The sequence below is a fragment of the Chloroflexota bacterium genome, assembly GCA_009840355.1.
Taxonomy (GTDB): domain Bacteria; phylum Chloroflexota; class Dehalococcoidia; order Lucifugimonadales; family JADFKI01; genus Bin90.
In genome coordinates this window covers 1-23,227 of sequence record VXNZ01000037.1, presented here as the reverse complement: position 1 = coordinate 23,227, position 23,227 = coordinate 1, and the positions used below count along the sequence as shown (strand labels likewise).

Genomic DNA, 23,227 nt, shown 5'->3' with positions numbered 1-23,227 from the left:
CTGCCTCCGGTAGCCGCCGGCAGGTTCAGCGTGCCGATGTCCTCGTTCACGGTGTAAACCTGGTCATCTACCGTTGCGTCGCCAAAGGTTGGAGGCGATGCGACGGTGATGGAGAAGGTCAGAGTGGCCGTATCGCTCACCGGTAAATCGTCATCCCCGGTTTGGTAATTCGGGTGCGGGTCGCATTGCACAAACCGATCGCGGTCGGAATCTCTTGCCGTCAGTATGTATTCAGTCTGCCCCAGGGGCTCGCCCGGCGTGCCCGTGATTTCCCGCGCATCCGAGTCAAACATCAGGCCCTCCGGCAGGCCGGGCGTCAGCGTGTAGGTTAGCGCGCCGTCGTCGTCCGGCATCCAGTCGGTTGCGTCGGGACGGGTTGCGGCGGGAAGGGTCAGCGTAGTAACGGGTGTGCCGACCACATAGCTCTGATCCATTACCTGCTCAGTGCCGAATGACGGGGACGTGTCGGGGACATCTTTAATCGTTACATCCGTGGTGACCAAGCGCTCCCCAGCAGTGCCCTCGGTGCCTCCGGTAATCCAAGTGTTGAGAAGGTTCACATCAGCCTGCACCGGCACTGTTTCAGCATCTTCCATATGATCGTCGTATTGCGTAATGATTTCGAAAGTGTATGTCTCCGTACCCGGGTCCAAAGTTTCGGTTTCAGCAAAAGTGTTTTCATTCTGTTGTTTGCTAAAAACCGGAATTTCGCAGAAGTCAAGAGACCCTTGTGCCAGGCCAGGACTCACAGTCTGAAAAATGGTCCGGTAAAACAGGGTCGTTTGCTGCATCACCCCGGGATGGAAGCTGACCACCACTTCGGCGGTCTCCCCCTCGTTCACCGTGTCACCCTCAATCGTCATCTCGCTGGGCCAGGGCGCGGTCGTCTGCTCGCCCAGGACCTGGGTTTCCTCTCCGCCGATCAGCACCACAACCACCCGCACCGTGTAGTCCGTACCGCCTTGCAGCCCGGTGATGTCCTGGGTGTAGGTTCCGGTATTGGGGTCGTTATCGGTTACGGTGTGCTGGTGGCTGCTGTCGTAGGCCTCATTGCCCGACTTCCACTGCACGTTGTAGCTGGTTGCATCCTGAACGTCTGTCCACGACACGACGAGTTTCTGGAGCCGATCGGAGACCGAGCCCGTCGCCGGCCGCGTCACCGTCACCTGCATCCCGGGCGGCGTTTGCGCCATGGAGACACCGAACCACGCCGGAGCCAGGAATACGGCGAGGACCGCCACGGCGGTCAGGATGATGATGGCGGGACGGAAACGGTTTATGTTATGGGACACCGTCCACTTTATTGGGCGCATTGGCTTTCTCATACGGGCCGCCTGTCCTCTGGGAGGGGGTCAGTTCGGGTGGCGTCAGTGGCGGCGACACCCCCTCCGGCTGTGCACGGTTGGAAAGCACCTGTTGTCTTCCATTACCAGCAGAAATCTACGTGAAACTATATCACCGCATATGCGACATATGGGTGATATAGTGTGATATTTCTATGATGTCTTGTAACATATCGGAAATTCTGGCATAATTGCCCTCACTAGCTCAGAATCCTGCGGGCTGAGCATGCATGCCCGCACCTACGGAGGAGACCGAATGAACCCAGAGGAACGGCACTACACGGAGATAGCAGCCCTGCGGGAGCGCCTCTCACGCCTGAGCGAGGCAAGCCTGCGCATCACCGAGGACCTGGACCTGGACACCGTCCTGCAACGAGTGGTGGACTGTGCGCGCCTGCTCACCGGTGCAAGCCGGGGCGGGCTCACCGTCATAGACGATGCGGGGCAGTTCCAGGCCTTCTTCACTTCGGGCCTGACCGAGGAGGCACACCGGGATTTCGTGAACCTGCCCGGAGGATTGGAGATCTTCGCCTACCTGGGCAGCCTGCGCGAACCCCTGCGGATAGCCGACTTCTCCGCCTATACCGAGGCGCTGGGGCTGCCGGTAATCGGTCCGCCGCTGGAACCGCTGGGCAGCTTCCTCAGCGCGCCCATCAGTTTCGAGAGCGCACGGGTGGGCAACCTCTACCTGTCGGACAAGCATGGGGAGGAGGGATTCAGCCAGGAGGACGAGGACACGCTGGTGCTCTTCGCCTCCCAGGCGGCGCTTGCCATCGCCAATGCTCGCCGCCACAGCGAGGAGCGCCGCGCCCGCGCCGACCTGGAGGCGCTGATAGACACCTCACCCGTGGGCGTTGTGGTCTTCGACGCCCTAACGGGAGCCCCTAAGTCCATCAACCGCGAGGTGAGGAGGATAGTGGACATCCTGCGGGACCCGGACCAGACGCCGGAAGACCTCTTGGAGGTGGTGACCTTCCGGCGTGCCGACGGGAGGGAAGTCTCACTGAAGGAGTTTCCCATGGCCCAGCTTCTGAGCGCCGCGAAGATGGTGCGGGCCGAGGAGATAGTCCTGCGGGTCTCCGACGGGAGACAGGTCACGGTGTTGCTCAACGCAACACCCATTCCCGGGCAGGATGGTACGGTCGAGTCGGTGGTGGTCACCATGCAGGACATGACGCCGCTGGAGGAAGTGGAGCGGCTGCGCGCCGACTTTCTGGCAATGGTGAGCCACGAGCTGCGCGCGCCCCTGACTTCTATCAAGGGCTCCGCCGCCACGGTGCTGGGTTCGACAACGGACATGGATCCCTCGCTGGTACGCCAGTTCTTTCGGATCGTAGATGACCAGGCCGACCACATGAACGAACTGGTCTCCGACCTGTTGGACGTGGCGCGCATCGAGACGGGCGCGCTGCGGGTCAGCCCCGAACCGGCGGAGGTGTCCCTGCTGGTGGACCGTGCCAGGAGCGCATTCGGCAGCGCAGGCGGCGGCAACCGCCTGGAGATCGACGTCGAGCCGGGCCTGCCTCTGGTGATGGCGGACCGGCGGCGCATCGTGCAGGTGCTGGTGAATCTGCTGACCAACGCGGCGCACCACTCCCCGCCGAGCTCGGTCATCCGGCTGGCTGCCGCGCGGGAGGAGGTTCACGTGGCGGTTACGGTGTCAGACGAGGGACGGGGCATACCGGCGGAGCGGCTGCCGCACCTGTTCCGCAAGTTCTCCGGGGGCAGGCCGGAGGAGCCGGGCGGGGACACGGGCTTAGGACTGGCAATCTGCAAGGGAATCGTGGAGGCTCACGGGGGCCGCATCCGTGCCGAGAGCGACGGCCCTGGACTTGGCGCGCGCTTCACATTCACACTTCCCACTATCGGGGAAGTCGGTAGCAGCGCCCCTGACCCGGTATCGACCCGTTCATCGCAGCGCAGGGCGGTGGAGACGGGAGGGCAGGTGCCGGTGCTGGCGGTGGACGACGACCCACAGGCACTCGCCTATGTCCGCGACGCCATCGCCGCGGCGGGCTACCGGCCGGTGGTGACCGGGGACCCGGAGGAGGCGCTGCGCCTGATGGAAGAGGAGCGGCCCCGGCTTGCCCTGCTGGACCTGATGCTGCCCGATGCCGACGGCGTGGAACTGATGGAGGCCATCCTCAAGGTGTCGGACGTGCCGGTCATCTTCATCTCTGCCTATGGGCGGGAGGAACTCATCGCCCGCGCCTTCGACCATGGGGCCGTGGACTACGTGGTCAAGCCCTTCTCTGCCACTGAGCTTGCCGCCCGCATCCGTTCTGCCCTGCGCCGGCGTGAAGTGTCCGAGCCGTCGGAACCCTATGTGTATGGAGATCTGACCGTTGACTTCGCACGGCGCAGGGCGTTTCTGGAGGGACAACCGGTGCCCCTGGTGGCGCTGGAGTACCGGCTACTGGCCGAGCTTGCGGCAAACGCCGGGCGTGTGCTGACCTACGAGCATCTGCTGGAGCGGGTCTGGGACAGAAAGAACAGCGAGGACGTACGGCCGATACGCACCATCTTGAGTAAGCTGCGCCGCAAACTGGGTGACAACGCGGACCGCCCCACCTACGTCTTCACCGAGCCACGTGTGGGCTACCGGATGCTCGCGGGGGAAACGCCGGGTGAGGAACCTCAACGCCCTGAACCGGACGCCCTTACTTCATAACGACAACAGAGCGCGCCGGGCTTTCCGCTGCGAGCGTTACTAGCGGGTGGGCGGGTCGTCGCGGCACCCCGGCAGCAGCTCGCACTAGTCGTTGTCCACGACGGTCAGCACCGCCTCTCACACTATCAGACAGAAAGCGAATTCACTGCCCTAGAAACAACTTTTCTGTCATATCTTGATTAATTGCCATTACTCTGTGTAACATTGCCCAGAGGTGCAGCCTATAGAGTTTATGACGTCCTGCTCGATGAGGGTCTTCAGTTATTGCCGAGCGTAGCTGAAGATAATCTTGAAGATGCCACACCCACAAGCGGGACGTAGCGGAATCAGATGCATAACACTTGGCAATATAACTCCCCTTGCAGTTCCACTGCTGTGCCGGCTCCTTTCATCGAGGAGTCCGCGATGTCAACTGTCGCTAACCGCGTTCTCACGCGCTGCGCAAACCCAGAGCGCGACTTTGAGAAGTCCATAATGAAGTAGCCGCCGGTCAACGACAAATACTCTGGCCGCTCCTGCTGCCTAACCGGATTATGTAACCGTAATTTTCCTGGTTCTTCTGCATATGCTCCACTTAAAGAAAGCCCTTACAACAACTGTAATTACAGCCTTGTCGATTGCCCTGATGTTAGGGGCGATGGCAGGGCTGAATGGCGTTGCGGCGCAGTCGGCGGTGGATTATGACGCGGACGATGACGGGCTGATTGAGATCGAGTGGCTGGAGCAGTTGGACGCGGTGCGGTGGGACTTGGATGGGGATGGCGTCGTGGATGATGGGGGCAATGCGGAGCGATACTTCGCTGCGTTTCCGGATGCGGCGGAGGGGATGGGCTGCTCGGAGGGCTGCCGGGGCTATGAGCTGGCGCGAGACCTGGACTTCAAGAGCGCGGGGAGCTACGCGGCGGGCGCAGTGAACAGTAAATGGACGAGCGGGAATGGGTGGCTGCCGATTGGACTCACGGTTAAGGAGGCCTTTAGAACCACTCTTGAAGGCAATGAAAGTACGATTAGACATCTGTACATCAATCGGACGGGAAATAACAGCCCACCGCTTAGTGGCCTTATTGGTCTTAATCAAGGGATCATCGGGCGAATAGGATTGGTGAACGTTGATATAACAGGCCGACAGATCGTTGGTAGTCTTGTTGGATTCAATCATTACCGCGGCACAATCACAGACCGCGGTACCATCACATCCAGTTATGTGACTGGTAGGGTTTCGAGCGACGGCGATACAGTTGGAGGGCTTGTAGGAATAAACGATGGCAGCATCACATCCAGTTATTCTACTGCCACCTTATTAGGATCAGGCAGAGGTGTCGTAGGTGGACTTGTGGGAAGTGGCGGCGGCGACATCGCACACAGTTACTCTACTAGTAGTGTCTCGAGTGGAGACAATGGCGCTGCAGGTGGGCTTATCGGAATAAATAGTGGCAGCATCCTATTCAGTTACGCCGCGGGTGACACGTCAGGGGGAAAGAGTGTTGGAGGTCTTGCGGGGAGCAATCACGGAAGTATTGAGTCTGCTTACGCTGTCGGTAACATTAGCGGAGTATCAGGTGCATGGGCTGAAATTGCTGGCGGACTTGTTGGGAATAACGGCGGTCGCATAGCAGCTAGTTACTCAATCGGTGATGTTTCCAGTAGTGAGATTTCTGGAGGGCTTGTAGGGAGGAACCGTGGTAGCGTCGTCTCAAGTTACGCCACTGGGAAAGCTACAGGTATCGTCTCTGGCGGACTTATAGCCGTCAATAGTGGAACCGTCGCGTCGTGCTACTCTGCGGGCAGTGTTTTAGGTGAGTTTGAAACAGGTGGGTTTGTAGGCAGCAATAGTGGTGGCATCAGATTCAGCTTCACCACGAGTGATGTGAGTGTATCTGGTGAAGCCGACATTGAGTTTGTGGGCGGGTTCGTCGGGCGGAACGTGGAAGGAAGCGCCATCACGGCCAGCTATTGGTTGAGAGAGTCCTCTGTCAAATTGGCGGCCGTGGGTGAAGGGTCTGCGGTTGGCATTATGGCTATGAGCGCCGAACAGTTGCAATCGCCAACGGACTACACTGGCATCTATGCCGACTGGCTCATAGACTTGGATAACTCCGATGAGGACTACGACGAAACGACGGGTGTCGATGATGTGTGGGACTTCGGCACTTCAATCCAGTATCCAGCGTTAAAGGCCGACTTGGACAATAGCGGGCATGCGAGTTGGTGGGAGTTCGGACCGCAGCACGGCAGGCCGCAGCCGACTGCAACGCCAACACCGATTGCTACCGATACGCCGACTCCGACCGCGACGGCCACGCCGAGCAGCACACCTACGATTACTCCGACACCTACGCAGACTGCGATACCTACGGAAACATCGACGCCTACTGCGACAGCGACGCATACACCTACGGCTACTCCAACTGAGACTCCGACTATGACGCCGACGCCTACGGCTACTCATACGCCGATGCCTACGGACACTCCCGCGCCGACATCTACGCCGGAGCCTACGGCGACGCCCGCGCCGCCTACGCAGACGCCGCAGGTTGTGGTCGTGGTGGTGACGGCGACGCCGGGGCCTGATGCGGATGCGCGGCAGGATGATGCGCCGACGGGCGGCGGGTGCAATTTGGTGGGCGCGGTGCCTGCGGGAGCGGGGGCCGCGAACTTGATGCTTTTGCTTGCGCCGCTTGGTGTGATTGGGGGTGTTAGGTGGCGTAGGCGACGGTGGAATTAGAATGTAACGGCAATGCCAATAGTGGCAACGCTACGGAAGGATATTCAGCGAGAAATTCATACTTTACTTGGCAAAAGGAGACGATATGCTGTTGGACAAAAACTTTCGTAGGTTTGTAGTCGCTATTTTTGATGGCGATGAACCTTCAAGTTCGGAGCCAATAGGGTCTGGGTTCTTGTACGCAGTTCGTGATACGGGTGTTCGTGAGTTGCTAGGATCTGATATTACGTCGGAATCAACTTGGAATGTATGGCTAGTTACGGCTAAGCATGTATTGGAGAATCAAAATGTAGGCTCGATGATACAAACTAGAAACTCTATACGAGTGCGAATTTATGTCGACCTTGATTACGTGATAGACGTGGATGATGATAACTGGTATAGGCATACTGATGCTGATGTGGCAGTCTATAAATTAAACTACCCTTTAAGTAAGGATGAGTTCTACAAGTGGGCGGTAGCAGGTCAGAATGACTGTCTTCGGGAAGAGATGCAAAAATATCAACTGGAAGAGAGTCAACAAGTAGTCCTTATGGGCTTTCCTTATGGTTGGGCTGAGGTAAGTCAGGATGACCCTGTGGTTCGGTTAGGAGCGATAGCACAGATTCAAGGATGGTTTAGAGAGGAGATGGACTATTTCTTAGTCGATGGGCACGGGTTTCCTGGAATGAGCGGCGGCCCCGTTGTGTCGATTCCGGACTGCCTGCATATCCTTGGTGAGTACGGTGATGATATGTCACTTAATCGCAATGTGATTGTGGGGATGATTAGCGAAAGAACATTCTCTCAGATTGAAGGTGCCGAGACGAGTGATGGGTATTCACCCCACATAGAAGAGTCGGGAGATTTGGTGCGAGTCGTACCTATGGATACGATATTCGAGACAATCCAGATGGCCATATCCGAGCTGATGTAAGTTTGCGCGATGTTTCTTGATGGCTATGACGCAGGCGAACCGCTATACGCGTACTAGGGACGAGATGCTGTCGTGTGCGGAGGCGCGATGTATCTGCATTTCGATTGCGGATCGCAAAGAATCACACTTTGGCAACTTCGCCCCTGAGTTCCGTGTCCTGTTCGCGCTGTATCATCAGCACTAGCGCGGAATAGATCAAGATGTCCAGAACCAACCCACCGAGCGCAGCGAACTCCATGAGGAAGAAGCCGAATGCCTGCGTGAGGAATATGCTTACCAGAACCGCCCGCTGGAACCAGCGAAACATCGTGAGCCTGGACCGGTGGGAGCGCCACACTCCCACTGCCACCAGTGCGGCGGAAGCGCTTGCCGAGCCGACATGCACCCATTCCATGAATGTCAGCATGGCGGCCTGAATGTCGAACGCGAATGCCGCCAATACCAACAAGATAGTAACGGCGAGCTGCGCCACCGCAAAGGCAACGAAAAGAACAATAAGCCCCGGAGTGAACCAGCGATGCAGAGCTATACGCCCGTAAAGGCGAAACAGCGCGTCCCGTACCGAAAAGTACCAGCCGGCTTCCGCCCCGCTCTTCTCAGGCGCGCTCTGCACGTAAGAGTGCAAGACACGCGCAAGTGGGCTAGCGGCATCAGACATCCGTAGCAGCTCAAGAGCTTCGCGCCTGGTTTCGGCATCAAGCTTGCCATCAGTCGAAAGCTCCAGGCGATTGAGGGCATTGGCAAGCGCTACGTCTGGACTTATCGATTCACGGCGCTTCAGTGCCTTCAGTGTCAGGAAGATTGCGATGAATATGATGTATATCAGCCCAATAGTCGGCTGGTAGAAGTAGTCGTTGTCGCTCGTAATGAACTTGCCTAGTTCGTCGATGAATGTGCCGAAGCCGATGCCCGCCAGGATGGCAGCGAACCTTTGCACTGCCTGTCCGAGACTGGAGAACAGCAAAAGCAGCGCCAAAGTCATGAAAAGCCCGCCCCAAAGCATGTGCGCGATGTGCAACCCGTCTCCACCTATCTGTGGGTATCCGGTGAGCGCCAAGAAGGCGCGTATCCCCAGCACGGACACCACACCGGCAATCAGGAAAAGCTCCAAGAGCTCGGGAGCGTTAGTATTGGCAATGTAAAAGTGACGTAGGCCCATATCTCACTTCCAACTGTGTTCAGAATTCGGGATTGCACTGAAAGTCCTTTCCAGAAGTGAAGGAGATGCTGGACTTACGGCACCTGTTTCTTAGCTGTGACGCATTCTTTTCAGCGAGTTATTACGTTCATATATTGACCAACCGCTGGAGCGCAGACCTATTCTCAGTCAAGATAACACAATCCCCGCCTGACCCCTGTTACACATCAACCACAGATGCCGGCCTGCTGCTCATCAGGAAGTGTTACTAAGATTCTTGTGATTCCAAGTGTGTCGCCTATTGGTATAGTGTCGCCTGGGTCAGTCTTGTTCGGTTCATTCTCTTCGGCAGAAGCGTACACTGACTGCCTCACCCAAACGATGCAATATTGGCGAAAACCACGTTGAAGCGTTCGCAACTGACGACTGCTGTTGCGGTATGAGCTGGACGCAGGGGCCATCCAAACTCGGCATGCTAGAATAACCATTGAAAGCACGCTGCGACAATCCGCCGTCGATTGGCGGGATGATGCCCAAAGCGATTAACATGACTCCACTTCGCTTGCGTCCGTTCACCGCTTATGCCATCCTATGTGGCGTGATGGTTCTTTCGCTTGCCGCCTGCTCCTCTGGTGCCGCTTCGCCGAAAGCATGCACCGACGGAAGCCGTGTTCTCAACGTCGGCTTCTACGCCTTCTTCACTCCCGTCAGCTACAGTGCCGACGAAGATCCCAATTCAGAGGGATTCAACACTCACGTCGGCTACGAGGCGGACCTGCTCACAGCGCTCGAGGCCATGAAGGGCACGGGGCTTTCCTTCTCCCGTCGCGGCATCGCACCTTGGGATGACATCTGGCTGCAGTCTGCGGGCCCAGATTACGACATTGTTGGCGAAGGCATCACGATTCTCGACTCCAGGCGACGCGACGCCGCAGGCAAACAGGTAGTCCTATTCACCTCCGGCCACATCGCCTTTCGCCAGTCGCTACTCGTGAGGGCAGAAGACTCGGAACGCCTAGCCTCATATGCCGACCTGACCAGTGACGTCTGAATTGGCGCCCTTGCAGGCACTACAGGAGAATTCCGCCTTCTGGAGCTTGTGGGACTTGTGGGGAAGGATGGCGTTCTCTCGCCTGGCGTGCAGGTTGACACACCGCACGGCGCGGTGGTCGCAGACGGCAGCCAGGACTACGTCATCACTTTCGCCAATGAGTCTGCCAATCTAGCGGAAAGGTCCATCATGCGTCCTCCCTCGGAGAGCATGCCCCAGGTTGTCTATCTCGGAAGTGAGACAGGCGAGGCCGACCTACTCGAAGCGCTCAGCGTGAGTTCGCCCTCGCTTGTGGCGGGACCGTCCGCGATAGGCTGTCCGGCCTCCACGCGATGAAAGCGGTTGACGATAGGACGCTGTCCTATCCATTGAAGGCGTTCGACCGGATGGCACTCTGCAGTTCGTAGCGTTGCATTCCACCACCGCTGTCGGGCATCACCTCGATGCGACCGGCGGAAACTGACATCACTGTGCCGTTGGCATCGGCTCTAACCTAATGACCACTGTCGCGAGCCACATCCACCTCAATCCCGGTGGCGACCAGAGCCGTCTGTGGATGCAGCAGAGGAACCGCCTGTCGCTGAATGTTGCAGCCCATGAGAGCGCGGTTCGCGTCGTCATGTTCGAGAAACGGAATGAGGGCGGTGGATGCGCTAACTATCTGGCAGGGAGTGAGATCGATGTAGTCGAGACGCTCTGGAGGGATCAGGAGCCAGTCCTCGCCGCACCTTGCCGCCACCTGCTCTTCTACGAACTGTCCGAGTTCGTCCAGTTCAACGGTGCATTGAGCGATGGTCAGCCGGGCCTCCTCGTCCGCGTTGAGATACACGACGGCCGCCGCGGCGTCCGATATGTAGGGACGGACTGCTAACCTGCGTTCCGGCATCGAAGAGAGCCTTTTCACCAGTTGCGGTGTCGCAATGCTGCCCTCTCTCACTAGCAGTTCTGCTTCGGCTCTTACATCCTGCCTCAGCTCACGTCCCGTCAACCCCTCGTCACGGCTGGAAATATTCTTCATCACTCGGCGCACGGGCGTAGTGAGAAGCCCGTGTCAGTCGATCTGCGCTCCCGTCGTAAGGGTGGACAGCAGTCCTATGTTCTGCCCTTCAGGCGTCTCGATGGGGCAGAGCTTTCCGTAGTGAGTGTGATGCACGTCCCGAGGGTCCACACCCGCGTTTTGCCGGTTCAGTCCTCCTGGACCGAGAGATGTCACGCGCCGCTTGTGCGTCAGCTCGGCTAGTGGATTTGTCTCATCCAGTACCTGGCAGAGCTTTGAGCCGTTGAAGAAACCGTCAAGACGCTTCATCAGGGGCGTCGTGTTCAGCAGATCCGAGGGACGCATCGGGTGGTTTCTCCCCAGTTCCAGTCGTTGACGCGCAGCCTTGCTGACCTCGTACAATCCAGTCTCGAACTCTGACTGCACCAGTTCTGCAGCCGTCCGCACACGCCTGTTAGCCAGATGGTCGATGTCGTCTGCCTCCGCGCGCTCCAGTGATACCTTGATTACATGCCCGACGATTCGCACCAGGTCGTCGCACGTAAGCAGCAGGCCTGTTTCGTCGGTTCCAAAGCGGCGGTTGAGCATGTGTCTCCCGACCGCCGACAGGCTGTAATGCTGCGGGCTGAAGAAGAGTCGCTCGATGCGGCGCTCTGCGCTCTCCCGGTTCGGTGGCGCTCCCGGCGCGACTTCGGCATAGACCTGAAAGAGAGCGTCGTCGCGGCTCCGGCAATCTCCCGCGGCGATTGTGTTGCGGATGAAGCGCCTGTTCGGATCGGTATCCGCATTCTTGAAGGCATGGGGCAGATCGTAGTCGGTCTCCAGACCGAACAAGCGCAGCACCATTAGTGCGCCCAGGCTGCTTCCATTGTTGAGCCTGATGCGTAGTTCGTCCCGTTCGTTTGTCTCAAAGCCGATCCAAGCCCCGCGGGCAGGGATGATCCGTCCTCGTCCCAGCCGTCTCCCGGACACCGGCTCGCGGTCGAAGCCGAACCAGACTCCGGGCGCGCGGACTATCTGGTGTATGACGACTCGCCGCACTCCGTTGATGATGAAACCGCCCGACGAGTCCATAAGAGGCATCCGGCAAAGCAAGAGGCGCTGCTCGGTGATTTCGCCGCTGTCCGAGTTCGCCAACGTCGCTCTGATGGTGAGCTGCGCGTCGTATGTCAGGCCGTCCGCAACACGGCTGGGCTGCGCTGCGGGGGGTCCAGCTCGGGCTGGTCGAGACTCAGCGAATAGCGGCTGTCCGCATCGCCAATGTCGGCCATATCGCGGAGGGACTACGTCATGCCGCTTTCCAGAAACTGGCGATAAGGGTCCAGCCTGAGCGACAGCAGTCCCGGCTGCACCGGCGGGGCATTCAGCCTGCCGTACTCACGCACGGGCAGACTCGATGTGATGTTGGGCCTCATAATTCAACGATACGAGTGCCCATCGTGAAGTCTCAATGACTGATGTTGGTTTGTATGTTCTAATTCCGTCTCGTTGCCACTTATCCGGCAGGGCAGTGAAGGCGAATACGATTTAATCCGCACCGATTACCTCGACGAGCCCAAGGCAGGGGTCAAGTCCCAGCATGTGGTGTGGGAGATTGTCAATCCTTTTGTTCTACTAGGCTGCAGTCGGCTGTGTGAGCTGCACCTCCGGCAGGGCTTCACTGTAAGCCGGTGAGGCCGGTGTCAGGTATCTTCTGCCGACTATCCACTCATCGTTCTGCTCGGCGAGCACAGCGCCAACCAGCCGCATCGCCGCCGATATGTTCGGGAAGATGCCGACCACATCGGTCCGTCGCCTTATCTCTTTGTTCAGCCTCTCCTGTGGATTGTTCGACCAGATCTTCTTCCAGTGCTCCATATGGAAGTGGGTGAACGCCAGTACGTCCGCTCCGGCTTCATCCAGCATTGAGGCAGCCTCAGGGAAACGCTCGGCAAGCTGCTCGACTACCTTCCCGTGCTGGATGTGCACCTCCTGCGCGGACGGCTGCTGGTAGATGCTGCGTACCATCGTCGCAACCCAGGGCTGTGTCCGCTTCGGAACCCGCGTCAGCAAGTTCGTCATAAAATGCGTGCGACAGCGCTGCCAACTTGCTCCGCCGAACACCGTAGCTATAGCATCTCTCAACCCCTGGTGTGCGTCTGAGATGACCAGTTCCACACCGGCCAGTCCTCGCGCCACCATCGAGCGCAGGAAGCTCAGCCAGAAGGCTCCATCCTCACTCGTGCCCACGTCCAGTCCGACTATCTCCCTCTTGCCCTCGGCGTTCACGGCAGTACCCACCACTACGCTCACGTTGACTATCCTGCCTTCCTCTCTGACCTTCTGCGTCAGTGCGTCCAGCCAGAGGTACGCATACGATCCTCCGTCCAGAGGCCGGCTAAGGAACTTCTCCACCACCTCGTCCAGCCCGCGGCAGATGCGCGACACCCGGCTCTTTGAGATGCCCTCGCATCCCAGCGCTTTCACAAGATCGTCAACCCTCCTGGTGCGCCCTCTACATACGCCTGCTGTATCACCGCCAGCAGCGCCTTCTCGCTCCGACGCCGCGGCTCTAACAGTGAGGGAAAGTAGCTTCCGTCCCTCAGCTTCGGTATGCGCAACTCCATCGTGCCCACTCGCGTATCCCAACTCCTAGTGCGGTATCCGTTGCGCTGGGTGACCCGATCCGGACTACGCTCGCCGTATGCAGATCCAGTCTTCACTGGCACCTCAGCGTCCATTATCCCTTGCGCGACAACACCCAGCGCCTCGAGCAGAAAATCCACGTCTCCGTCCATTCCACGCTTGCGCAACAACTCCAATAAGTCCATACTTGCTCTTGCAATCGTCGTCCTCCTCGCATCAGGCTTCTACTTCACTAAAGGATGACGCGGTGGCTTCATTTAGTCCACTCCACCTTCTCTGTTACACCAATATCTGGGACGCTACTATACCTTCTGGCAGTCGGCACAGTTACCGTTGTAAAAGACAAGAAAAATATGGAGGCATGATTTAATGGGTTCCCAGAGGCGCGCTCTATTGTCGGGCACCGGCGCACCAGGCGGATACGGTCTCATCGCCGCATTGCTGGTATCTCTGGTGCTCATGTTCGCGGTCGCATGTGAGTCGGACTCAGATGAGGATACGCCTTCCCTGCCGGTGGGTCCGGCGACCGTGCAGTCAGCCGCAGATGTTTCGGCAACCCCATCCGCAACTGAACCTAAACAGGCCACACCTGTGCCTACCCAGGCGACCGTGCCCACAGCGCAGGCGACCGCTACGGCTACGCCGAAACCGCAGAATACCGCTACACCGGCTCCGACCACGTCCCCTACGCCGGTGCCCGACAGCGAAAACGGCGACGGCGAGCTAGAGACCAGCGCAGCACCATCCGATGAAATGGCAGCAGAACTGCCACCGGAATGCCTCACGAACGGGACACTGACCGACCCGAGACTGGTTGTTTCGTGCAGCAACACCGCGATGAGTGTCCTGAATGGCGTAAAGGTAGATATCGAATTTAACATCGGCGCGCTATTCGCCGGCCTGATTCCGCAGGGCGAGGAACCACCGGGTATCAGGATGCAGGTGATCAGGGTGTCTCCGGACGAGTTCAGTATGACGATGGAGGGTCCGGAAGGTGAAATGTTGCAGTTCATCGTCACGGGCGGAGCCTTTTACGCGAACGATGGCAGAACAGACCAATGGGTCAAGACATCGCTCTCGGCGGACGATATGGCGGAGATGCTAATGTCCCTGGAGATGGTCGAGCATCAACTTCAGAATCTGGACGATCCAAGCATCGTCTGGAAGAGTGTGGAGCTAACCGAGGACAACTCAGAATATATCGTATCCTATGAGGCGACACCAGAGCAGCTCGGAGCGCAGGGACCTCCACTAGAGATACAGCTGGTCTTGAGCGCAAGTAGCTTCCTTCACCGATCGGTTTCGGTGTTGATACCTGATAATGAAGCGGGGACGGCGCATCAGTTAGCCGAACTGCGTTACAGTGGCCACAATGAGCCGCTCGAAATCACGGCGCCAGAGAATTACATCGAAGGCGAAGCGCCGCTGATGCCTCCTTCCGGGTCAGACGGCGCTGTTGGACAGTCAAGTAGGCCAGAGGTTGTCGCACTATCCAAAAACAGCGACGGCAATGTCGAGGTTACTTTCAGCGAACCGGTAACTGTAATTGGAGAGGTAGGACTCTATGTGCAGGACACCTCGACGGGGGGATGGAGCCTGCCTTACTTCGAAGGCAGCGGAACTCACACACTGACATTCAATGCCGCTGACCCGAGTATTCCTCCGCTTGTCCCCGGAGAGAGTCGCATCCTTGGGTTCACCTTCGACGCGCCGGAGTCGGATCTGGTTGGTGAGGACGGGCAGTTCGCCAATCTGGACCTTGACCAGTGGGTGTACCCTGAATAAGTCAGCGCTACGCCGACTGGCGAAGTGAGTGCTCATGCCGGCAAGCAGTATCAGGATTGATCAGAGCCCCGCTTCAACGGCGTGTCCTTTACGCTGCCAGTCACACAGAAACTCTCGCTGCAATTGGCATCTGGACTTTGGCTGCATATCTTCAGCGGTAACTTTTAGCCGGATTTGCTGGCCCTCGGCATACGGTAGCCCATCCTTGGCTCTGTGAAGATAAACATCGGATTGGCTGCATCATCGCCCAGCTTACGTCTGAGCCTGCGCATGTGAGTTCGAACAACTTGGGGATCACCGTTTCTGGGCACGCGCCAGACTCGTCGCAATAACTGATCGTGAGTCACTACTCTCCCGGCATTCAATGAGAGGAAGCGCAGCATCTCGTACTCAATGGGAGTCAGATGTACCGACTGGGCGTCTACCAGAACCTGTCGGTGCGTATAGTCGATCCTCAGGGTGCCCAGATGAAAGGCATCAGAAGGTTCGATTCTATTCGGTTCCGACTCCCTTCGCAGCGCGGCCCGGATTCTCGCTGTAAGTTCGGTTGGTGAGAAGGGTTTGAGCATATAATCTGCGGCTCCCAGGTCAAGAGCGCGCTCGATACTTTGGCTTCTGCCGTACGCAGAAAGGAAGATCGCAGGTATGTCTGAGATAGCCTGGATGTCTTGCATCAACTCCATACCGTCGGTTCCTGACAGTACCGAATCTAGCAGGACCAGCTGAGGTTCATTCGACTCTGTCAGGGCGACTGCTTCCTCAGGGTGAGACGCAAGGATCGTTACATAGCCGGCTTCGTAGAGGATATCTCTTACCTGTCTCAGTATCTGCGGGTCATCATCCACCACCAGGATGCACGCCTGTTCTTCCGCTTCGGCACGCGCCCCACCCGAAACGCCATAAAGGTCTACAGACAATTCTGAGGCGCTACGTTCAGCAACTGGAATCGTAAATGTGAACCGAGTGCCCTGTTCTTGGCCCTCACTCTCCGCCCATATCCTGCCGCCATGAGCCTCGACTATACCCTTGCAGATGGCCAGACCCAGGCCCATTCCAGTAGTCTCCCTACTGACGTTGTTACCTTCAATTCGGGAGTGCTTCCGAAACAGGTATGGCAGTTGATCGGGCATCAGGCCCCACCCGTCATCTGAAATCGAAACCGCAACGTGGAGGTTCTGATGGGCAGCAGTCACTCGAATAATAGAAAAGTCCTGCGAGTGGCGAGACGCATTGTAGAGTAGGTTGCTAACGACCTGTATAATTCGAGGCCTATCTGCCATAACAGTTGGAAGTTCCGCCGGTAGCTCGAAGCGTAGCTCGTTTCGGCCTCCGCCGCCGACAAAGGCTTTTGCCGCCTGTTCCAGGAGGGTCGCAGGGTCGGATGCTTCTGGGTTGATGGTAAGACTGCCCGACTCGATGTGTGCCATATCCAGCAGATCCGAGATCATCCTACGCATTCGATCGGCCTGGTCGTCGATAATTGTGTGGAAGTGCCGGACATCTCCGGAGTTCAGACTTCCGGACTCGTCGAGTAGCGTGGCGGCCGCTCCCTTGATGGCGGCTAGAGGCGTACGCAGCTCGTGACTGACCATACCGAGAAACTCAGCTCTCAACCTCTCGAGATACTCAATTGGTGTCATATCCTGGAGGGTTACGATCACTGATTCCATCTCACTACCCTCTGCGGAGTAAATGGGTGTGGCGTTGACCAGCACAGTCATGGGCTTACCTTCCGGCAACTGGAGGACGACTTCCTCAGCACGAATTGTTCCGCCAGAACTGACCATCTGCACGAGGGAGGTCTCTTCCATGCGAACTTCTCTGCCGTCCATCCTGCGTATGCTCAAAACATCCATAATACGTTCACGAGGGTGTTCAACCTCTCCAAGACCTGTAATGATCCGCAGTGTTTCCCTGTTGTGAGACACGGGCGCGCCGGATTTAGCATCGAATACGACAACACCCACCGGAGACGTGTTGATCAGAGCCTCAAGGTCAGATCTTGCTCGCTGTTCGTTCCTAAACCTCCGCGCGTTAGCTATCACCAGAGCCGCCTGAGCAGCAAACATCAACAGGACATCCTCATCATCGTTCGTGAACTCACTTCCTTCGACACCTCTAGCCAGGTATATGGAACCCATCCGCAGGTCTTTGTTGCGAATTGGTGCCACCAATAGGGAAGCGACATCGATTGGACTACGCAGTTCGGGTATGCCGATTGATCTCATATAGGCTGGAAGATCGACTATCCTCAGCGTCTCATTCACGCCATTGAGATGGTCAAAGAAACTCGCACTTTCAGGCAATTCAGCCAGGGTCTTATGTTCTTCCGGGGTCAGCCCGCTCGTCACAAATTCCTCTAGTTGCCCCGAGTCGTCGAGTACGGTTATCCCGCCATAACGCGCACCTGAAAGGACACGAGCGCTGTGGACAACCTCCTTGAGTACACCGTAAAAGTCGAGATCTTCATTGATGCGCAGGATCGCGCCGGTCAGTTCAATTAGCCGGTCATGCATCTCCTTCATTTCCGACGTTAGATTGTCACACGCCTTCAAGAGCCCACCTCTCTTCCAAGTACGACTACTGTATTCAGGGAGTTAATTCCGTTTCTGGGTCAGGGTACGTAAGAACCAATCCGAATTGTTATAGGAAAGACATAGAATACACCATTATTGTTATATATACGATATGTTTAGGGCGATACAATCCCAGGCACGTACTGTTTGAGCATAGTCTTGGCAATACCAATGGAGCTTTATGCAGATTGAGTATTCCATTACTGAGTCCTCTGAAATCATCCGGCAATCGCTGGAAATGGTAGAGACTGTCGCACTCGCAAAGTGCTTTCATTTATTACTGCTCAAGGAGGCAAACTCATGAACCGAGAACTTCAAGTATTCGTCAAGGATGCACTGGATGAAGGACATAGCCGCGACACGATTCGCGGCAAACTGCTTGAGGCAGGCTGGACGGACAGCGAAGTTACAGACAGTCTGCACAGTTTTGCGCCCGTCGAATTTTCTATCGCCGTTCCGAGGCCCAGACCTTACCTGTACGCACGCGAGGCGTTTCTATACATGGTGTCGTTCATTGCCTTGTACGTCTCTGCCATAAGCTTTGCCATCTTGGTATTCGGCCTTGTCGACTACAGCTTTCCCGACGCACTTGATACCGAGGGAAGATACCCTTCCAGCGAGCAGGCGACTGCCCTAGCCTCGGTAATCGTTGCGTTCCCTTTATTTCTGCTCTTAACTAGGTGGCTGGCTAAACAGGCGAGTAAGAGCCCGGAGCGCCGTCAATCCCCCGTGAGGCGTTGGTTGACCTACATCACTCTCGTTGTCGCAGCCGGTGTAATCCTTGGCGATCTGATCGCCATTTTGGCAAACCTGCTGGGAGGGGACCCGACACTACGCTTCTTACTGAAAGCGGGTGCCACTCTTCTAGTCACCGGGTGCATTTTCGGCTACTACATCTGGGACATGCGCCAGGCCGAAGTCGTGGCGCCAATACCCCAGAGCGCCTGGGCATTACGTCTCCTTGCTCCAGCCGTGGTGATCGCGGTAACGGGTTGCATCGCGTACGCGCTTTTCCTGGTAGGTTCCCCCTGGCAGCAGCGGGAGATCAGACTCGACGAGGATCGTGTAGCCCATCTGTCCAATGTTGCCGACAACGTGAATCTCTACTGGGAACTGAATGGAGAATTACCTGCGAAGTTGAACCAGCTTGCCGGTCCCCCGTACGACCTGGATAGAATACGTGATCGCGCAACAGGCGCTCCGTACGAGTACCGCACCATCGGGGGCATGGACTACGAGCTTTGTGCAGTCTTCTCAACAAGTACCGACGATCTGCCCTACGCGAATGAACGCAGCTTCTCGGAAAGAGTCTGGGATCACGATGAAGGTAAAACGTGCTTCCAGCTACGGGCTCAGGCTCCCGCAGACCGGGAATAATGGCGGTCCTGCCGGCACTACGGAGAGAACATACCCAATGACTGGAAGCAGTGAGTAGAATATTCCATTTCAGGTCAGACAGTGACGCAGCAACTACATCCCGACGGAATCACGAGATTCGACAAATAGCCTCATGGACAAACTTGCAAGTGCACAAAAACCCAGAGAAAGTAGAGGTCACCTATGGGTGAAGTCTGGTTTAGAAACGTCTCCGCCCCAATAGTGGGTACAGTCTTAGGTGCCGCCATTTTCTTCCTAGGTGGTCTGGTGTCAACTCGCCTGTACCCTCCACCACCGGAGCTGCTGGATCCACAGACCCCGGAAGCAAATGCTCTGCGAGTGGCATCGGCAGACACGAACGGCCTGCTGATCGTACTGGTGGGCTGCGTTATCGGTGGTTTCCTTGGAGGAGCCATTGCCGCTTCGGTGGCGAAGACGAGAAGGGCTTTATTTTCCTGTATAGTCGGGATTCTTCTTTCTTCGTGGGCAGTGTACGCTTTCTATGTGTTTTATCCGCAAAGACTGTGGTTCCCTATTGGGATGCTGGTAGGTTTCGCAGTCTCTTCCTTTCTCGGAGGGCTATCGAATTCCCGCCTGAGGCAGTAGCTCGTTGGGTGTAAGCGCCAAGACTAAACTGGGCGAAATCACCGAGTTGGGATTCAGCCATGCCTAAGCGGAGTTCACCTTAGTCGGAAAATCTGACAGGAAATGCGTTGACCTAAAGTTAGGGGTAGGTTGTCCAGTTTAATGACGTGGCGCCCAGGCAACTTGTATGTTCTAATAGACCCTTCAGGTATGGCAATTTGGAGGTCTAGGTGAGAAGGGCGCGTCGCCCCTCCCTTTCCTGCGGTCTTCCCTGACCTGGGGGACATCGGCCCTGCCGCACCCTGATCCAAGAAGTGAATTGTTTTTCACACACCAAAACCAAGATAAAAGGAGGAGGAGATGGTCAGCAGGCCGAACTGGTAGCTGGCGGAGGGCTGTACCTGCGGTTGTACTCATACCCCGTCGCGGGAGCCGATTCCGAGTCCATCGGCGCTGTCGCCGCATCAACGAACGGCGCCGCCGGAATGAATTCTAGCTCGGATACTTGCTGAACATCATGAACCCGTTGCTGTCGGGTGTATTGCAGCCCGCAAGGGCAGTTTCCGCCCGCACCGTCACCTGTCGCGCGCCTGCCGTTCCCCTGAGCTGCTGAATACTGTCAGCGTAGAGGACGGCACGGTTGCGTCCTGTTCCGTTATTTCCGCCACTGGAGAGGAAGGGATGCGGCCCTTCGACCCTGATGTCGTCGGCATAGAAGTCGTGAGCTTCTCCTAACTTAACGCCGTGCCATTGGAAGCCCTCCAGGAATTGCTGCGTAAACGTGAGGTATCCGTCGTATGGGTTGAATATGTCAACGTTCTCAGGACCCAGCCCTGAACCCTCCCACATCTTCCGAGCGAGACTGGCGACCGCCTCCTGATGCTCATCCAGGGTCGCCATGCTGCTCCTGCCCCTGATGTTGTGCTGTGCGTGATTAAGGACATAGACCGGCTTCTGCCTCAGGTCCCTTGCGCGCTCGGCGGTGGTGAAGATGAAGGCCGCGCAGGTATTCACCGGCCTGTCGCAATCATAGATCACCAGCGGTTCCTCGATCACGCGCCCGTTTAGGTAATCCTCGAGCGTAAGCTGATATGGCTCGTGCAGAGCGTAGAAACCCCAGGGCGTCATCAGGCCGTTTCTGCGCAAGTTCAGACAGAGGGGAGCCAGCCCGTCGTGGGACTTGCCGTACTTCTGGCAGTACTGCCGGAAGACCACCAGGTTATTAAACATCGCCCCGCTCTGGTAGCCCCATGGAATTGTGAATGCGCTGTTTCCGTGGGCTTCATTGCTGACATTCTGAGGATTGTTGTGCCCGTACCGTCCTGAAAGGTTGACCATCGGATACCACACCAGGGCGGTCTCGCATAATCCATCGCCGACCGCTTGGGCGGCCAGTCCCATCATCGGGCCGATGTAGGGCGCGTCGGACTCAAGATACTTTATGTTCCTGAAACCCAATTCCCTCTGCATCCAATCCGCCGAAGCCTTGGTCAGACCGTCTTCGCTGTCGTAGGGAGGATCGAAGTAAGGGCGGGGTGCCCAGGTCTGCTCGGCGCGGGTCTCCGGGCTCGTGATAAGCCCGTCAATGTCGTCCAGCGACAGGCCCGCGTCCGCGATTGCCTTCAGGCACGCCTCCTTGCTCAGGCCCCCGCAGCTCCTGTCAAGGCTCACCCCGTCCCATCGCCGGTCCATGTGGGACTGTCCCCAGCCTACAACGGCGACCTTGCCTCGGTGCTCCCAGACTCCCATACCTTCCCGGTCTCTCATCCAACTCGTGTCGCCAGCCATCTCGACTCCCTTATCGCAACTGCGTTCTCGAACATCTCCACAGGTCTGGCAGGACTAGCCAACCACCCGCCACTCATGTACCAGCTGCCCGGTACTCGTTTCTTCAAATATCAGCTCGACCGGCGCTCCGACCGGGACCTCGCCCGGTGGGGTGCCCGGAAGGTTCGACAGGAAGTTGATACCCGGGTCCTCGTCCAGGGTTATCACCGCGAAGTTGATGGGCTGAGCGGACCGGAACCCCTTGATGCGGGAGTCACGTATCACAAAGTACACGTCAATGTGCCCTCTGCCCCGCACCTCCTTCCACTCAAGACTGTCGGCCGACCCACATTCGTCGCACCGCCGGGTGGGCGGATATTGCAGCCTCTCGCACGAGGTGCAGATTTGCAGAACCAGCCGCCTCTCGTTGCAGGCGTCCCAGAAGGGCTTCGTCAGTTCATTGGGAACCGGCGCGGGCCTCTCCAGTGCTGGAATCGTAGACATGGCTCTTGCCTCCTGCGTCTTCGCACGCTCATCTCTCTGTCGTTGCCGACACGATCCGGCATGGATTACAAGACGATATCACAGATCGCCGGGAGTGCTAAATCGTCTAGTCGGCAGCTCCAGTCAGCGGCCCGCGGCGCATGAAGTGTCTGCGAGACTCAGCTCTCGGCGGAAAGACGGGATCGCCCCTGGCAGCCGTATCTCGCGCACCTTGGGTGCCGCCGGTGGCGCAGGCTCGACATTGTGCTCGCTGTAAATCGATAGGTGCTTCATCATCTCAACGGCGTGCTGCTCGTTCGCGTGAGCTTTGACTGTCATGACGCAAGAAATGTGTATATTTTCTTGCATCGTGAGAGATCTGAAGCCTTGAGCACATCGCCTGATGCGCGGATTATAATTGAAGCAGGCGTGCGAGGCTACGGCCCGTCCACGTAGTCCATCTCAATTTACTCTCAATTATTGCATCGAGCCGATGCGTCATATATTATTGGCGTCGGTCTTAAACTGTGATAAATGTCGTGAACTCAGGAAAGCCGCACAGAGATGCAGGAGGTGAAACTCAGATGGCGAATGTGATACACAGGGCTGAATTGAGCAAGATGGTAGCGGAACGACTGGGAATCAGTCAGGCCGCCGCCGCCGATGCCACTTCGGCTGTATTAGACAGCATTGGACAAGCGCTTTCTGAGAACGACCGTGTGACTCTAACTGGGTTCGGCACATTCTCGGTGAAGGAGAGAGCCGCCCGCCAGATGCGTGCGATAGCGGGAGAGAATGCGGGGCAGATGATTGATGTGCCGGCCCGCAAATATGTTGCCTTCAAAGCCGGAAACACCCTTGAGCAGACTGTACGAGGCGGTCATCAATAACCATCCTCAGTTGCCGCCGGAGCAGTAAATTTCTGCCCCTTGTTGCATGCGACCGGACAAACCGTGCCGGAGAGCGTGGCTTTCTCGGGTGGCAATTCGGCTCGCACGCTCCTGGGAGGAGGAATGGTTTTGAGAGAACCCGTGTTTCGCCTGTAGGGCGGTATCAAGCCTGGAGAGGAGGTCGAGCACTCGGACTTCTTCACATAGGGGCTCGGTGGTCGCCCTGCCGGGAGGATGTTTACCTTGAGGGGAGCTCTACCAGCCGTCTGGGAGATTCCAGAGCCGTTGTCAGTTCATC

The 23,227-nt window shown here is 57.3% G+C and carries 14 protein-coding genes and 3 pseudogenes; 9 read left to right on the top strand and 8 right to left on the bottom strand.

What is annotated here, in order from left to right:
• Positions 1 to 1,569: 1,569 nt before the first annotated feature.
• The 4 genes and pseudogenes from F4X57_10360 to F4X57_10345 all read left to right on the top strand — a co-directional run bounded on the left by F4X57_10360 (position 1,570) and on the right by F4X57_10345 (position 7,655).
• On the top strand, positions 1,570 to 4,014 hold the full coding sequence (locus tag F4X57_10360; protein MYC07554.1) for a response regulator: 2,445 nt from the start codon (positions 1,570 to 1,572) through the stop codon (positions 4,012 to 4,014).
• Between the two features lie 501 nt (positions 4,015 to 4,515).
• Positions 4,516 to 4,698, top strand: a pseudogene (locus F4X57_10355) (hypothetical protein).
• Positions 4,699 to 6,250: 1,552 nt separating this feature from the next.
• Positions 6,251 to 6,544: pseudogene (locus F4X57_10350) on the top strand (hypothetical protein).
• 280 nt (positions 6,545 to 6,824) lie between these two features.
• Complete coding sequence (locus tag F4X57_10345; GenBank protein MYC07553.1) at positions 6,825 to 7,655, top strand: trypsin-like peptidase domain-containing protein; 831 nt, start codon at positions 6,825 to 6,827, stop codon at positions 7,653 to 7,655.
• A 121-nt stretch (positions 7,656 to 7,776) separates the two neighbouring features.
• On the opposite strand, the gene F4X57_10340 is transcribed toward F4X57_10345, so the two are convergent.
• Positions 7,777 to 8,814, bottom strand: coding sequence for a hypothetical protein (locus F4X57_10340; protein ID MYC07552.1), 1,038 nt, complete (start codon positions 8,812 to 8,814; stop codon positions 7,777 to 7,779).
• Positions 8,815 to 9,280: 466 nt separating this feature from the next.
• On the opposite strand from F4X57_10340, the gene F4X57_10335 reads away from it, so the two are divergent.
• Together F4X57_10335 and F4X57_10330 are read left to right on the top strand one after the other, a co-directional pair.
• Complete coding sequence (locus F4X57_10335; GenBank protein ID MYC07551.1) at positions 9,281 to 9,844, top strand: amino acid ABC transporter substrate-binding protein; 564 nt, start codon at positions 9,281 to 9,283, stop codon at positions 9,842 to 9,844.
• A gap of 57 nt (positions 9,845 to 9,901) precedes the next feature.
• Complete coding sequence (locus F4X57_10330; protein MYC07550.1) at positions 9,902 to 10,180, top strand: hypothetical protein; 279 nt, start codon at positions 9,902 to 9,904, stop codon at positions 10,178 to 10,180.
• 157 nt (positions 10,181 to 10,337) lie between these two features.
• Here F4X57_10330 and F4X57_10325 read toward each other — a convergent pair whose 3' ends face one another.
• From F4X57_10325 to F4X57_10315, 3 genes and pseudogenes are all read right to left on the bottom strand, one after another.
• Positions 10,338 to 10,862 carry a hypothetical protein gene (locus tag F4X57_10325; protein ID MYC07549.1) on the bottom strand — a complete coding sequence of 175 codons (525 nt, stop codon included), beginning with the start codon at positions 10,860 to 10,862 and terminating at the stop codon, positions 10,338 to 10,340.
• Between the two features lie 33 nt (positions 10,863 to 10,895).
• Complete coding sequence (locus F4X57_10320) at positions 10,896 to 11,978, bottom strand: hypothetical protein (protein ID MYC07548.1); 1,083 nt, start codon at positions 11,976 to 11,978, stop codon at positions 10,896 to 10,898.
• A 543-nt stretch (positions 11,979 to 12,521) separates the two neighbouring features.
• Positions 12,522 to 13,651: pseudogene (locus tag F4X57_10315) on the bottom strand (IS256 family transposase).
• Between the two features lie 184 nt (positions 13,652 to 13,835).
• Between F4X57_10315 and F4X57_10310 the strand changes: the two are divergent.
• The gene (locus F4X57_10310; GenBank protein MYC07547.1) at positions 13,836 to 15,251 is read left to right on the top strand and encodes a hypothetical protein; all 1,416 of its coding nucleotides are present in this window, start codon (positions 13,836 to 13,838) and stop codon (positions 15,249 to 15,251) included.
• 164 nt (positions 15,252 to 15,415) lie between these two features.
• On the opposite strand, the gene F4X57_10305 is transcribed toward F4X57_10310, so the two are convergent.
• On the bottom strand, positions 15,416 to 17,806 hold the full coding sequence (locus tag F4X57_10305) for a response regulator (protein MYC07546.1): 2,391 nt from the start codon (positions 17,804 to 17,806) through the stop codon (positions 15,416 to 15,418).
• Between the two features lie 321 nt (positions 17,807 to 18,127).
• Between F4X57_10305 and F4X57_10300 the strand changes: the two genes are divergently transcribed.
• On the top strand, positions 18,128 to 19,204 hold the full coding sequence (locus F4X57_10300; protein ID MYC07545.1) for a hypothetical protein: 1,077 nt from the start codon (positions 18,128 to 18,130) through the stop codon (positions 19,202 to 19,204).
• 1,077 nt (positions 19,205 to 20,281) lie between these two features.
• Here the strand turns inward: F4X57_10300 and F4X57_10295 are convergent.
• The 3 genes from F4X57_10295 to F4X57_10285 form a co-directional block, all read right to left on the bottom strand.
• Positions 20,282 to 21,481 carry a thiolase family protein gene (locus tag F4X57_10295; GenBank protein MYC07544.1) on the bottom strand — a complete coding sequence of 400 codons (1,200 nt, stop codon included), beginning with the start codon at positions 21,479 to 21,481 and terminating at the stop codon, positions 20,282 to 20,284.
• Between the two features lie 150 nt (positions 21,482 to 21,631).
• Positions 21,632 to 22,042 carry a hypothetical protein gene (locus F4X57_10290; GenBank protein ID MYC07543.1) on the bottom strand — a complete coding sequence of 137 codons (411 nt, stop codon included), beginning with the start codon at positions 22,040 to 22,042 and terminating at the stop codon, positions 21,632 to 21,634.
• Between the two features lie 141 nt (positions 22,043 to 22,183).
• Positions 22,184 to 22,378 (bottom strand): hypothetical protein, encoded by a 195-nt coding sequence (locus F4X57_10285; protein ID MYC07542.1) that lies wholly within the window; start codon positions 22,376 to 22,378, stop codon positions 22,184 to 22,186.
• A gap of 257 nt (positions 22,379 to 22,635) precedes the next feature.
• On the opposite strand from F4X57_10285, the gene F4X57_10280 reads away from it, so the two are divergent.
• Entirely contained in the window at positions 22,636 to 22,929 is a 294-nt protein-coding gene (locus F4X57_10280) for an HU family DNA-binding protein (GenBank protein MYC07541.1), read from the top strand.
• Positions 22,930 to 23,227: the final 298 nt, after the last annotated feature.